This is a genomic window from Desulfurivibrio dismutans, assembly GCF_029210385.1.
GTDB lineage: Bacteria > Desulfobacterota > Desulfobulbia > Desulfobulbales > Desulfurivibrionaceae > Desulfurivibrio > Desulfurivibrio dismutans.
In genome coordinates this window covers 111,047-124,522 of the sequence record NZ_JARGDQ010000005.1, presented here as the reverse complement: position 1 = coordinate 124,522, position 13,476 = coordinate 111,047, and the positions used below count along the sequence as shown (strand labels likewise).

At 56.4% G+C, this 13,476-nt stretch carries 13 protein-coding genes and 1 tRNA gene; 6 read left to right on the top strand and 8 right to left on the bottom strand.

Features of this window, described 5'->3' with window-relative positions; all coding sequences use genetic code 11:
• Window positions 1–194 precede the first annotated feature (194 nt).
• Window positions 195–695: a MogA/MoaB family molybdenum cofactor biosynthesis protein gene (locus tag P0N66_RS07370; RefSeq protein ID WP_275803871.1), complete on the top strand. Its 501-nt coding sequence runs from the start codon at window positions 195–197 to the stop codon at window positions 693–695.
• Window positions 696–759: 64 nt separating this feature from the next.
• Here P0N66_RS07370 and purM read toward each other — a convergent pair whose 3' ends face one another.
• Window positions 760–1,824, bottom strand: a complete 1,065-nt coding sequence (gene purM / locus P0N66_RS07365) for a phosphoribosylformylglycinamidine cyclo-ligase (RefSeq protein WP_275803869.1) — start codon at window positions 1,822–1,824, stop codon at window positions 760–762.
• 812 nt (window positions 1,825–2,636) lie between these two features.
• On the opposite strand from purM, the gene P0N66_RS07360 reads away from it, so the two are divergent.
• Window positions 2,637–3,299: a zinc ribbon domain-containing protein gene (locus P0N66_RS07360; protein WP_275803866.1), complete on the top strand. Its 663-nt coding sequence runs from the start codon at window positions 2,637–2,639 to the stop codon at window positions 3,297–3,299.
• Between the two features lie 91 nt (window positions 3,300–3,390).
• Window positions 3,391–3,467: transfer RNA gene (locus P0N66_RS07355), tRNA-His, on the top strand.
• Window positions 3,468–3,591: 124 nt separating this feature from the next.
• Here the strand turns inward: P0N66_RS07355 and P0N66_RS07350 are convergent.
• The 5 genes from P0N66_RS07350 to P0N66_RS07330 all read right to left on the bottom strand — a co-directional run bounded on the left by P0N66_RS07350 (window position 3,592) and on the right by P0N66_RS07330 (window position 8,850).
• Window positions 3,592–4,980 (bottom strand): BUD32 family EKC/KEOPS complex subunit, encoded by a 1,389-nt coding sequence (locus P0N66_RS07350; RefSeq protein ID WP_275803864.1) that lies wholly within the window; start codon window positions 4,978–4,980, stop codon window positions 3,592–3,594.
• Window positions 4,977–5,579, bottom strand: a complete 603-nt coding sequence (gene cysC / locus P0N66_RS07345) for an adenylyl-sulfate kinase (protein ID WP_275803862.1) — start codon at window positions 5,577–5,579, stop codon at window positions 4,977–4,979. The genes P0N66_RS07350 and cysC overlap by 4 nt, the downstream gene beginning before the upstream one ends.
• A 254-nt stretch (window positions 5,580–5,833) precedes the next feature.
• Window positions 5,834–6,937, bottom strand: coding sequence for a glycosyltransferase (locus P0N66_RS07340; RefSeq protein ID WP_275803860.1), 1,104 nt, complete (start codon window positions 6,935–6,937; stop codon window positions 5,834–5,836).
• 60 nt (window positions 6,938–6,997) lie between these two features.
• Window positions 6,998–7,762, bottom strand: coding sequence for an FkbM family methyltransferase (locus tag P0N66_RS07335; RefSeq protein ID WP_275803858.1), 765 nt, complete (start codon window positions 7,760–7,762; stop codon window positions 6,998–7,000).
• 23 nt (window positions 7,763–7,785) lie between these two features.
• Complete coding sequence (locus tag P0N66_RS07330; protein ID WP_275803856.1) at window positions 7,786–8,850, bottom strand: glycosyltransferase family 4 protein; 1,065 nt, start codon at window positions 8,848–8,850, stop codon at window positions 7,786–7,788.
• A gap of 310 nt (window positions 8,851–9,160) precedes the next feature.
• On the opposite strand from P0N66_RS07330, the gene P0N66_RS07325 reads away from it, so the two are divergent.
• Genes P0N66_RS07325 through P0N66_RS07315 form a run of 3 tightly spaced genes read left to right on the top strand, consistent with a single transcriptional unit; the run spans window position 9,161 to window position 11,583 of the window.
• Entirely contained in the window at window positions 9,161–9,961 is an 801-nt protein-coding gene (locus P0N66_RS07325) for a sulfotransferase family protein (RefSeq protein WP_275803854.1), read from the top strand.
• A 56-nt stretch (window positions 9,962–10,017) separates the two neighbouring features.
• Window positions 10,018–10,779, top strand: a complete 762-nt coding sequence (locus tag P0N66_RS07320) for a sulfotransferase family 2 domain-containing protein (protein WP_275803852.1) — start codon at window positions 10,018–10,020, stop codon at window positions 10,777–10,779.
• Window positions 10,780–10,830: 51 nt separating this feature from the next.
• Window positions 10,831–11,583: a sulfotransferase family 2 domain-containing protein gene (locus P0N66_RS07315; protein WP_275803850.1), complete on the top strand. Its 753-nt coding sequence runs from the start codon at window positions 10,831–10,833 to the stop codon at window positions 11,581–11,583.
• A 170-nt stretch (window positions 11,584–11,753) separates the two neighbouring features.
• Here P0N66_RS07315 and P0N66_RS07310 read toward each other — a convergent pair whose 3' ends face one another.
• Window positions 11,754–12,500 (bottom strand): hypothetical protein, encoded by a 747-nt coding sequence (locus tag P0N66_RS07310; RefSeq protein WP_275803848.1) that lies wholly within the window; start codon window positions 12,498–12,500, stop codon window positions 11,754–11,756.
• 3 nt (window positions 12,501–12,503) lie between these two features.
• The gene (locus tag P0N66_RS07305; protein ID WP_275803846.1) at window positions 12,504–13,313 is read right to left on the bottom strand and encodes a phosphotransferase; all 810 of its coding nucleotides are present in this window, start codon (window positions 13,311–13,313) and stop codon (window positions 12,504–12,506) included.
• Window positions 13,314–13,476 lie beyond the last annotated feature (163 nt).

The window sequence follows — 13,476 nt, the reverse complement described above, 5'->3', positions numbered from 1 at the left end:
GACTTACCCGGTTGTTCCCGAATAACATGACCCCGGCATGACTTGTCATGCGTCGCCTATACTACGCCGATCGGGCACGCACTGTAACTGTTTGTTTTCGCGTTACTGGCCAACACTTTTGGCGTTTTTTGGCCTGGCTGTCATAATTAAGCAGCCAAGAACCGGCAACCCCGGCACAATAATAAGGAAAACACATGACTGTTTATACCTGCGCCGTACTCACCACCAGCGACAAAGGAGCCAGAGGCGAGCGGGAAGACACCAGCGGCCCGGCCCTGCGCGAACTGCTGGTCGCCCACGGCTTCAAAGTGGCCGCCCACACCCTGGTCCCCGACCGGATCGAAGAGATCCACCGGGTGCTGCAGAACTGGGTGGACCAGGACAAAATCGACCTGATCATCACCACCGGCGGCACCGGCCTGACCCCCAGCGATGTTACCCCCGAAGCCACCCTTCCCCTGCTGGAGCGGGAAATTCCCGGCATGGCCGAGGCCATGCGGGCCGCCAGCTTTGCCAAAACGCCCCATGCCGTAATGTCGCGGGGGCTGGCCGGCATCCGGGGAGAAAGCCTGCTGATCAACCTGCCGGGCAGCCGCCGGGCGGCGCTGGAAAATATCGAGGTTCTGCTGCCCGCCCTGCCCCACGCCCTGGCAAAAATCAAAGGCAGCCCCGAAGACTGCCAGCCCGGGCAATAAAAAAGGCGGTTGTTCCGTCAACCGGAAACCGCCTTTTACAAGGTACCAAACCTAAAAACAAAAATTAATCGCAGTCAATTTCTACCAGCGGCTCATCTTTTTTCTTCTTCGACCGGGCGGCGATTTCCCCGATTACAAAGGGTTTCTCCCCCAACGCCTGCAACTGCATCCGTACATCGTCGGCCTCCTTGGCGTCCACCACCACCACCATGCCGATGCCGTTGTTGAAGGTCCGGCACATTTCCTCCGCCGACACCTTGCCGTTTTGCCGTAAAAATTCAAAAACCGGCGGCACCTCCCAGCTCTTGCCGTCCAGCACCGCCTTACAGCCGTTGGGCAACACCCGCGGCAGGTTGTCGATGATGCCGCCGCCGGTGATATGCACCAGCCCCTTAACCCTGAAATTCTTGATCAGATTGAGCAGCGGCTCGGTGTAAATCCGGGTGGGCCGTAGCAGTTCCTCACCCAGGGTGCAACCAAATTCTTCGATGTGATCATTGACCGAAAGCTTCATCTCTTCAAAGCAGATCTTGCGGACCAGCGAATAACCGTTGCTGTGCACCCCACTGGAGGCCAGACCGATCAGGGTGTCCCCCACCCGGATATCGGAGCCGTCGATGATTTTGTCCCGCTCGCAGATACCCACCACAAAGCCGGCCAGGTCATACTCACCGGGGGAATACATGCCGGGCATCTCAGCGGTTTCGCCACCGATCAGGGAGCAGCGGGAAATTTCACAGCCCTTGGCAATCCCCTGCACCACGGCGGCGGCCACTTCCAAATCCAAACCGCCGGAGGAGAAATAATCCAGGAAAAACAGCGGTTGGGCCCCGGAAACCACAATATCGTTGACACACATGGCCACCAAATCAATACCGATGGTATCATGCCGATTACACATTTGGGCGATCAACAGCTTGGTCCCCACCCCGTCGGTGGAAGAAACCAGCACCGGATCCTTGTACTTGCCGCTGCCCAGGGCAAAAAGCCCGCCAAATCCGCCGATGCCGGTCAGTACCCCGGAACGGAAGGTAGAAGCAACCATGGGCTTGATGCGTTCAACGAACTCATTGCCTTTGTCAATATCAACCCCGGCCTCGGCATACCGGGAGCTTTCTTTCTTAGCCATAAATTCTCTTCTTTAACTCCAAAAACTCAGCCTGACCTGACCGATAACCGCCAGTAGACCGGGGTTGGTCTTAATTTGCCGGGCAACTCAGCACCACTTGCCGGCCGCAGCTTGCGCATAAATCACGGAACCAGTTTAACAGAACCTCTGAACGGAGAACAGCCCCGGCAATCCAGGGCCGCCGAGGGTTTTCCTCTTGGCTCTTGCCAGGGCTGTCAAAGAAGTAATACTTACTGAGGGGCGGGCGAAAAGTCAATGAATTTTGACGCTCACAGCAAAATCCGCCACCCGCCGAGCCCGCCGTTCAGGGAAGCAAAAACGGCAAAACACAATACGTTCCCGATCGGTACCGGCATAATTATGATGACTTCGCAAGAAGTCATCAACGCGCCCATGGATGGGCGCGCAAATCAATAGATTGTTGTGTAAGCTATTGATTTGTAAGGAAAGCGGCAACCGCGTTTCCGCTTTCCGGGGAGCAAAAAGTCCATGGACGGACTTTTTGCGACATCATCAATTATGATGGCACCGGCGATTTTGTCGACACCCCCAAAAGCGTCGTCGCTACTAGGCACGCTTGGCAACGGCCGGTTTTCTCCTTACCAGCCAACACGCTTGGCGGTTTTGGCATGGCCATCAATTTTACCACTTCGCATTGACCCCGCGACCTTTGTGCATTACCTTCACTGGGTCCAAGTTCGACCGCAATCGACCCACCGTCGTGGCGGAGCGCCCCCTGGTTGTCCCGGGCTGCCCTGCCCGCCACTGCGGTGAAGTCCCCATTTTTTTCAATACCCCAAGGAGTAACCAAGATGATCGAAGATCGCACCGAACGCTGCCTGCGCCTGGCGCAGGAGGAACATTACTGCCCCCACTGCCGGCAACAGCTGTCCTGCTGTCAGGCCCCGCCATTTCATGTCGGCGACGGTCTGGGCTGGGGCTCCGACATTCTCTTTATATGTCTTAACGACGAGTGCTCACTGTACGTGAAAAGCTGGCAGGAATTTGAAGACCGCTACGGCCATGCCGCTTCCTGTCGCTATATTCTCTGCCCCGGCAATGAAAAAGGCGAAGCCATGATGGTGGGGGGCCAGCAGGCTTTCAAGGGACTGGAGGTAAATATTGAAGCCCTCCAACAACAAAACCAGCGCCACGCCAGGGAAAAGGAGGCGGCGGCCAAACTGGACGGCTGCGTCGAGGCCGGCGACCTGGCCCCGGTAATTTATCTGCTCACCGATGAACATGCCGACCTGGCCATCCGCAAACAGGCCTGTGAATTGCTGGCCCAATTTCAGGACCTTTCCTGTCTGGATCCCCTGCGCAACCACAAATTCCGCAACCCCGAACTGGAACAGGAGGTTAACCTGGCCATCGGCACCATGCTTAAAGCCATGTACAAGAAGGAATGTCCCAATTGTGCCGAAATCATCAAAAGCCAGGCTCCGACCTGTAAACATTGCGGTTATCGGTACTAAACAGATTTTCCCTTGCCAAACCGGGAGGCATTAGCTATATAAATAACCTTCCGGCACCGTTCGCCCCGGCTGATGGTTCCGGAAACCTGTGGTGGGCGTGGCTCAGTTGGTTAGAGCACCGGGTTGTGGCCCCGGAGGTCGTGGGTTCAAGTCCCATCGCTCACCCCACAGCAATAACCGGCATCAACTAGATGCCGCTAAAAATGCCCGCTTTTCCCCGCTTTTCCATGAGGGGAAAGCGGGCATTCTTGTGCAAGCTTATCCGGGGCAACAGCAGTGAACTGGCTTTGCATCAATCCACGTGCAGCTCCGCTTGAACAATTGGTGCAAAAACAGTTAATTCAGACGGAACTACCCCGGCGGCAACCAGATCCTTTTGCAATTCCTCAAGAAAACAACGCCAATGGCCTGTAAAGCCGGAGCGCCGGAGAGGATACAACTCAATGGCCAGGGCGTCGATGATATGCAGCCGCCGGCCGTCCCAGCCGAAAGCAGACAGACCGGCAGGGCCAATGGTGATCCGGCTTGCCTTCATGACCGCAAGCCGGTCATGAAGCTGCCCCAGCAGGTTGGTCAAATCTTCAGTATCCATGTCATGCAGACAGTCGGGAAGAGGACTGGCGCCAATCGCCTTTTGCACCATTACGGTGGCCACCGCTCCCCTGGTCACAAGGCCGGGCAGGATAAGCGCCAAGTGACGCTCTGTAAAAAGCCCCAAACGATGAGCGGTAAGCAGCGCCACCCAGGTATGGCAGGCCCTGCGGCCATTCAGCCACTGCTGCACCGGCGAAATACGATCAGGAATCTCACCAATGGGCTGCCAGCGCACGGTCCGGCCATCCTGCTCAATGGTGCCACCGTTCGGTTGCGTTTCGGATTCTTTACGCAGGGATGCCAGCAAGCGGCGGGCTTGAGCCTGGTCGAGGCAGCGACGGTCACGAATAATCGTGAACCCATCATGCCGTCTTCGCGGGTAATGTTTCCAGCCCCGACAGGCGCGATGAGCGACCTCTTCCGCATGCCGCCGCCGGGCCCGCTGAACCCGGGCGATGAAGCGCTCCTCGTCGACACTGCCGAAAGACCACCGGCGCAGCTCCATGTATTGCCGAAAACCTTCCCGCACCGTGGTTTCGGGCAACTTGCTCTTTGAGGCATAGAGCCGAACCAGATGCCCCAAACCCTGCCTTGGGCCAAGAGGCGAACGCTGGCGGCGGACCCGATCACCATCAATGGCGTAAAGGCTCCCCTGGTGGGGAATGAAGTTCAGCCAGTTGAGATCGTTTTGAATGATTCCCGCCAGATGATGAGTGACCAGGGTCTGAATCAGACGGGCATGCGCCGCACCGCTGTGCTCATCTTCCGCCGGCGGCCAAAACTCGTCGGCCTCGATCCACTCCTGAACCGTCAGCCAGGCACTGACCTCGGAGCGATAACCCGCATAGTGAAGGGCCGGAGTCGCCACCCCCGACCGGATCAATGCCTTGGTGCCACGGAGCCCGCGGTACCATTCATAGGCCTGTGCCACCGGCGCCACATAGAACTTGGCCACCACCGGCACACCGTTGAGCTGACCATGAACCAACGCCCGTTTGCCGGGGTACCGGTGGAAAACCCTTTTGGTATAAAGAATCCCATCCCGGCCCAGGTCAAACCGGCGGTCGGCCAGATGTTCATCGCTCATCGGGTGCCGTGCATCTTGGCCATAATAAAGTCAACAGTGGCATCTACGCACTCTTCAAGCGATTGCTCACAGGTATCCAACACCAGATCCGGCTCCTGGGGCTCTTCATAAGGGGCCGAAATTCCAGTGTAATTCTTGATCTTACCCTGCCGGGCCATTTTGTACAGGCCTTTGACATCCCGCCTTTCACATTCGTCCAAGGAACACTTGACATAAACCTCGAAAAAACGGCCGCAGTCGATCAACTCTCGACACTTTTGGCGGTCGGCCCGCAGGGGGGAAATAAAGGCTGTCAGGCAGATAATTCCGGCATCGAGAAAGAGCCGGACCATTTCCGAGATCCGGCGCAGGTTCTCCGCCCTCCCCTCGGGGGAAAAGCTCAGATCGCTGCACAGACCATGACGGACATTATCACCATCAAACACATAGGACAGGCGGCCCAGCTCATACAGTTTTTCTTCCACCGCATGGGCGATGGTGGATTTGCCGGATCCGGAAAGGCCGGTAAACCACATAACCATACTTTTCTGACCAAGCAGTTTTTGCCGTAATTCACTGTTAATTTTTCCCCGATAGGGGACGGTGTTGGGGCTTTTCATAAAATCAAAAATGGGTGTAATTATTTAATTTGACTCGCTCCGGCGGGGCATGGGGAGCTCACGGGGAAAGCAAAAAAGGAGTCTGGCAGATTTTGCCCCAAAATTGTCGGCATTGCAAAAAGCCGCGTCGATTCTTAGCTGCTTCCGGGTAGATTGTCAATCAGAAGATTGTTTTCGCCCCGCCAGTCACCAGCGACAACCTCTCATGCTATCACCCCAAAAAAACGCCGCCGATCTCTTTAAGATGTCGTGTTTTAATCACTTACACCCAAAGCGGCGAGATAACGACGAGCAACAACTTCCGTGCGATTGGCGACAACCGCCTGTCGCAAATAATCAGGATCGGGCGGATAATCCAGGGTAGCATTAATCGCTTTAGCCATCTTTGCAACATCCCCCACCGGCACCAACCGGCCATAACGCCCGTTGGCCAGGGTCTCAGCCGGTCCGCTGGGGCAATCCGTCGACACCACGGGAGTCCCACAGGCCAGTGCCTCCACCACCACGGCGGAAGCCCCCTCTCTCTGCGACGCCAGCACAAACAATCCGGCGCGACGCATGTGCCGATACGGATTAGGATCAAAACCGGGCAGATCTACATCTTCTGCCACGCCAAGTTGCGCAGCCAAGGCCAGCAAGTCGGACCTTTGTCGGCCTTTGCCAAGGATAATCAACCGACAGCGCCGCTCGGCCCGCACCACGGCAAAGGCCTTAATCAAGGTGGTAAAATCCTTACGCGGCTCCAGCGAGCCAACCCCCAGAATCACCGGCCAATCGGTATCGCCATACCATGAATGCTCCACCGGCTCCTCGGCAAGCTGGAAAAAGCGCTCATTAACAATGGGGTTACGGATCACCGACAGACGTCCGGGTTGCACTCCGGCAATTTTCACCAGATCATCACCCACCCCCTGTGACGGGGTAACGGCTGCATCCGCCAGGGGATACCAGCGTCGCATGGAGGCGAACAGGGCATCGCGTTGTGCCGGTTGCAAATCTCGGCCCTTGGCACTCACCGACATCCCCATGCGGATCACCACCCGCGTCGGCACCCCGGTAATCCTGCGCGCCAGCAGCAAGGCCCGGTTGAGTTCATGGTTGGCGGTCAGCATCGCCTCGGGCCGATGGCGCCACAAGTACCAGAACAGGCACGGCAGCACCGTCTTTTTACTGCCCACCGGCAACCGAATCACCCTGATATTGTCCGGCACCGTATCGAGGTAGGGCCCATGTCCCCGAATCAGCAGCAGGTCAAAGCGGTGAGGAGTACGACCAAATTCCGGCAGCAGGTTCTGTACCACCCGGTCAACCCCGCTGTGACCAGAGGTGGCAAACAGCAATGCCAAATGCCGGCTCATTGTTGACTTACCTTGAGGGTGGTGTCTGCTGTGGCAACATTTGGTTCCATAGCCGTCGCCTCAAGAAATACCGGCCAGAGCAGGCCGCAGAGCGCAGGTATCCCGGCCATGTTCAAACCACAAATACCCGGCCCTGGCAAACCAGGTGTGCATCTCATGCCGAGCTTTTTGGCTCAATCCTTTATGCTCGAGATTCACCAGGGATGGGAGCGCCGGCAATACCGCCACCTGCTGAAGAATATTCCAATCCTCGCCTTCGGCATCAATTTGCAGAATATCCACCCTGGGATGGCCATATTCCGCCAGCAAGCCCGGCAACGTCGTGGTCTTTACATGGCAAATCTCAAGCCTGGCCTCGACTTCCTGATCACTACCCAGTCCACATTCCTTTTTTGTTTTGGCGATGGCACTTTCCTTTGAGAATGTCGCCTTCCGGGAAGCATCCAGACGCTCCGCAACCGTTGCGTTTTCAGGCAGACCCGCCACATACAGCTTCATCATCTCCTCGCTGGATCCTATGGCCCGCTGCACCAGGACGACGTTCGAATGTTCCCGGTACGTTTCACGCAGTATCTCAAAGGCTTCCGGCAGTGGCTCCACGCAAATCCCTGCAAGCCTGAACTTCTTGATGCAGGGAAAGAGGGGGTCATTGGTTTTACCATCATTGGCCCCGATCTGGAGAAACCTCGCGCCACCATGGGCTTCGTGCAACCGACAGTACTGCTCCAGCAAACCCGCAAACAATCCTTCCAAGGCTGATTTTCGGGCCAGCTTGGCGGCCTTTTTTTCAGCTGTACGGCACAGCCATGATCGAAAATCTCCCATATAACTCTCCTGCGCTAAATAGGTCAAAAGCCGGCGGTTTTTTTGATTTGATCGACAAAATCTGCATGCCGGTGATGTTCGCGGATGGTTGTGGCAGCGTTCTGCCCTAAAGAACGAGTATAATCGGCATCAGCCAACAGCCTGCGCAAAGAATCCCGAAACTCCCCGTATGAACTACTTGCAAAAATCAGCCCATCCTTGCCATCAGTCATATATCCTGTGGCTCCGGCCCCACTGGAAGCCACCACGGCACAACCTTGGGCCATCGCCTCAACAATAGAAATCCCCAATAACTCTTTGGTTGATGGTAACACGAAAATATCGGCCTGCTGATAAAGCTCCGGCATCGACTCGTGGGGAATATCCTCCAAAAGTTGCACTTTGCCTTGGTGCTGCGGGGCGTTCAGGGTTTTTCGCACTTGCTCGTAGTATTCACGACTCCTTTTACCGGGAGTTGTCGTGTGACTGTCATCACCGGCCCCAGCCACCAGCAGCCGATATGGCCCGCCGAAAGACTCCAGAGCATCAAGCACCCACAAATGTCGCTTCTTTTTATTGGCCAGTCGCCCCACCATTAACACCGTAGGGATTCCGTCCCGAAAATATGGCCGCTCAGTCACCCTGTCTGGAACCGGCATGGGGACTCGAACCCAGTGGCGCCAGAGACGTGGCACATCTCCCTGGCCACGGGTGGTGGTAATGCCTACGCGGGGATGGCCAAGCCTGGCCCGCTTAAAAGCCAATCGTACTTCCCGATAGAATCCCCGGATGCCGGCAGGACGAAGGTAAGGTCGCTGATCGTAGTAAATGGCGGATGCTCCTCGGCGTCGGGCCGCCCTGACAATACGTCGAAATTCATGACTCTTGCTACGGATGATAACCAGGTCAGGCTGAATCTCTTCGGCTATCTGCTTTGCCAGAGTCTCGCTCACTGTCTTCGGGGGAATAATACGCGGCTCTACTCGCTGAACCCTGTTCACGGCCCCACCGCCGGCAATGACAGAAACACTCCATCCTTCCTGACGAAACGCGGCAACCCATTCTGTAAGGTTGGGATGAAACCGACCAACCAATATCAGGACCCTCATGTTTCCTCCTCGGCGCTGGAAACTATACAGTGGATAAACGGTGACAGGCAGGCTATCCTCTAGCGACTACCAGTCAGCTTGTCAAGCAAAAACAAAAAGTTAAAAAGCAGCAGGCTCCCGTTAAACTGCCACGGGCTGTAACTGAACGGGCAAAACCATAGATGGCATTTCCACATCGGTTGTCGATCAAACACCATAATTGTTTGACAACCAGCGCAACAATCTATAAAAGATCGTTTTTGTGAACTGCGAACAGCCTGTAATTTTTAGTATTTGAATACATTAGCTGCTTACCCTTAAGGGAGGGAATGTGCAAACCGCCATTCAGAAGCTTTCCAGACATATACGTTCGTTTCGCTACAGCTGGAAGCCATTCTATCGGCATTGCGGACTGAACCACTCAGATCACCCGGTGCATGCAAGTGCCGATGTGCCGACGATTGATGCCCGTATCGCCATAAGTCACCAACATCGTTTCCTTTTCGTTCGTATCCCCAAATGTGCCAATACCACCATACTCACCACCCTGTGGTTATGTGAAAGCGGGACGTCTTCCGATGTCATCGAAACCATGGACCCCCGGGAACGCAAGCTGCTGCTGCGCAAACCAAACATGATGAAACTGTTCACGCGTCCCTCCAGCTTGTCCCGTAACGACACCCGGGAAGTACTCAAGAACTACTGCAAGGCGGTTATCGTACGCAATCCACACAGCCGCCTGGCTTCAGCTTATTTGTACAAAATTCGCAAAGGGCCGACGACGCAGCGGCTGGGGCTACCGAAAAATCTCTCTTTTGCCGGCTTTTGTGATTACTTGCACGATGGCGGACTCCACGCCGACATTCACTGGATGCCCCAAAGCCACATCTGCCCACTGCCCCCGGAAGAACTGAACTTCATCGGCAAGATGGAAAACCTGGCCGAAGATCTGCCGAGGTTAACCCGGATCGTTTATGGGCGCTCAGCCAGGATCTTTACCCGCCAGCATCATGCCACACAGGCGAACAAACACCTGCACGAACTTTATGGCAAGTATGAAAAACAGCGAGTGGCTGAACTCTACGCCAAAGATTTTGCCTTTTTCGATTATGATCCCGAAAAATTGCCATAAGCTTTTTCACCGAACCATGCCCACAATGAGCAACAAAATCCTTCAGGACACAACACATGCATCTGTCGCGCCGGCTCAGTGAGCTTTTCAATCCTCTATTGAACTCTTTGGATGGCCGGGTACAGCGCCACCGCGTCAACAGCCGGATTCTGGTTTCCGAAGCCAACCGCTTCGTTTTTTACCGGATTCCCAAAGCCGGCCACTCCACGGTAGGCAAAACCCTGGTGCATTATGATCCGCACCTTTCGGCAGAAGAGCGTCAGGGAATAGAGATCAGCGGCAGCAAATCGGGCCCTTATCTCCACCCCCGGGAGTTGGGGCGCCGCCGGGCGCAGGTTGCCTGGCGGGAATATTTCAAGTTGACCTTTGTACGCAACCCATACCGGCGCGTGCTCTCAGCCTACCTCGACAAGATTACCCGCAACAAACCGGCCACCAAAAACCTTAAGACCTCCCCCACCGACGAACATGGCCAGCCGTTGACCTTTCTTGACTTCCTGGCGCAGATTAAAGGTGTGGCCCTTTACGAAGGACCACACTGGGCGCCACAGGTCGCCCTGTTGCCCCGTGACCGTTCCCGTTTGGACTTCATCGGGCACCTGGAAAAAATTGATACCGATCTGGCCAAGGTGGTACAACGAGTTTACGGTCGTCAAATGGCCGACGGGGTGAAAAGCTGGGACGACCACAAGACCAAATCAGGGGATGATTTTCACCGATATTATGACGGCCCGGCAATCGACGCGGTGCGCAGCCTGTACCGCGAAGACTTTGCCGCTTTTGGTTATTCGTCGGACCCGGAAGCGGCCCTCCGCTGACCGACAATTAAGGCTTCCGTGGCGACACAATAACCCCACGAGGAAATTATTATGATCATCAGCCACCGTTACCGTTTTATCTTTGTCCACTGCCGCAAGGTGGCCGGCAGTTCCATGAAAGTAAGCATTGCCCCGCACCTGGGTCCAACCGATATCGTTCTGGGAAGCTACCAGGAACTTTATCGCGACCGCAGTTTTTTTAACCGTCAGGCGCTGAGCGAGGCCGTACGGCCTCACGGTCTGCGGGAGCTGGCCTCGGGCCTGCTCCGGGGCCGGAGCTGGCGCGATTCATTAAACAAGGCGGTGAAGAGACGCTACAAACAGGCCTTCGGTCTCTCCTCATCCGGGCACCCCACCGCCACCGATATACAGCGGGCTTTTCCGGAAGAATGGCACAGCTATTTCAAGTTCTGTTTCGTACGTAACCCTTACGAGCGGGCGGTTTCCGACTATCTTTACCTGACCCGCGAGAGCGCCGACGCGCCCTCATTCAGCAACTACATTCGCAACTTGAGTGAATCCAAACGGGATGTCCATGGCCGAGACAAATATGACAACTGGCCCATGTACACCATCGGCGATCAACCGGTGATGGATTTCATTGGCCGTTACGAGAAGTTACAGGAAGATTTTGCCAGAGCAATGGAACGGGTCGGACTTCCCGAGGTCAGACTGACCGCCTCGGAAAAGCGACGCAACTACCGGAAACCATGGCGGGATTACTACGGACCAGGCGACCGGGAACTGGTGGGAGCGCTGTACGGCAAAGAAATCAGCTATTTTGATTATACTTTTGAACCGTGACCAAGAGGGATTTGACAGCAACCCCTCGGGCGCATAATTCCGACCGGAAATTTTGATGGCCTTGCAAAAAACCGCCAAATGCATTGGTCGGTAACGTGAAAATTAGTACTTACAAAGCGCGCCCAGTCAGCGGCACGGCTTTTTGCGACGTTGACAATTTTGCCCTGCCCTCATTTATCCTCTTTAATCAAGCTGACCGCCGCGGCCACCGCCATGGCCGGTGGTTGCTCGGTGTTCACCACGGCCACGACAGCGCCCCGCTCGGCCAGAATACGGCATCCCTCTTCACTGATGGCCCGGGCTGGCTCCACCATGGCGTGAAAGCGCTGCACCGCCTGGTTACGCTGGGTCAACCGGGCATGAATAAGCTCGTCGGGGGCGGTAACCTTAATCACCATCGCCGGGAGCGGCATGAGCCGGAAATAAGTCTGGACAAGCGCCGGATCGGCCCCTTGCCCCAAACTGATCCCCCGCTGGGCCAGGCCTTCATCGCACAAAACCACTTCTCTGCCGGGCAGGCGATCCACGGCATGGGCCAGAGCGGCCTGACGAATAAAGCTAAGCATGCGTTCAAGCCGCAAAGCCGGATTCTCGTCGGCCGAGGCGCTGTTGGCCAAACCATGGGCAAGGAATTCCGGCCAGGGTGAGGCAGCCTCCCGCAAACGCTTGTACTCCCCGCGCACCATCTCTTTTTCGTATTTGTGACGCATCCAGCGCTGCAACCCGCGGCGGCCGTAGAGCCAGGATTCAAGCCACCGCTGCCCCGGACCGGCCTGCTGCTCTTTAAGCTTAACCATCAACGGCACCCAGCGGGCGGGCAGCACCGCACACCCCTGTCGACGCAGGGCCTGCTGCAGGGCTCCCAGGATGGTCGTCTTGCCCACTCCGGGAGGGCCGATGAGTTCAAGGCGTTTCATGTTTTAGTCCATTCTGCAGTCGTGGCGGATTTTATCGGCGGCTCCGATCAGCTTCTCCCGGCGCCGCTCGGAAGTTGCACCGCAAAACTGGGGTCGAAAGGCATGGGCCACCGTCATCGCCAGCAGGGCCGCAATCCGCCACCGGGGTTGCCACGGCTGCCCTGCCGCCGCCCAAAGGGACGCCATTTCAGCATCATATTGTCCGGCCAGATAGGCCTGACGCAACGCGGCATTGACCTTGCCGGAACCGCGCAGCAGAGAAAGAGCGTCGAAAAAGAAGGGCAACGACTGAACCCGTTCCAGATCGATCAGGATGAGGTTGCCGTCGGGCTGAACCACCACATTACCGTTATGGCAGTCACTGTGGCCGGCCAACAGCGGACAGCCATCCAGGAGATCTTTAATATCCTGCTGATATTTACCAAGGGCCCGCTCCAACCAGGTGGGGACTTGCCAGCTACTCAACTCCGCCAGCACCGGGGTATAATCGAAACTTCCTTGCCGCCAGGCAACATGCTTCTGGCAAGCGGCCAACAGTTGCCGGAAGACCGAATCCCATTGTTCCGACTTGGCTGAGCGAATGGGTTGACCCGCCACGAAGGCTTCACGCACCCCGTAAAGTCCCGCCAATCCCACCGAAGTCGCTTCAATCCACGGCACCGGAAAGGAACGGCGCAACCATTCGGCATTATGGGTCAAGCGCGCCGCCAACTCCGGCCGGGAAGTCAACCGCAGCACGTGGTCCCGCCGCTTGGCTACCAGGATAATCCAATCCCGTCGCTGAATGAGGGTATCATACAGATAATCCCTCACCCCTGATCGGGGTGCTATTTTATATGACCAGCCAGCGGCCCAGCGCGTCGGCCTGGAACAACCGGCGGCCATATTTGCTTGCAGGGCAAGCTGGTAGTCGTCCAACTGCCCGTCCGGCCCGGCCGGACTCAGCGCCGCACCAGGGTAAACCTGATAACTTCCC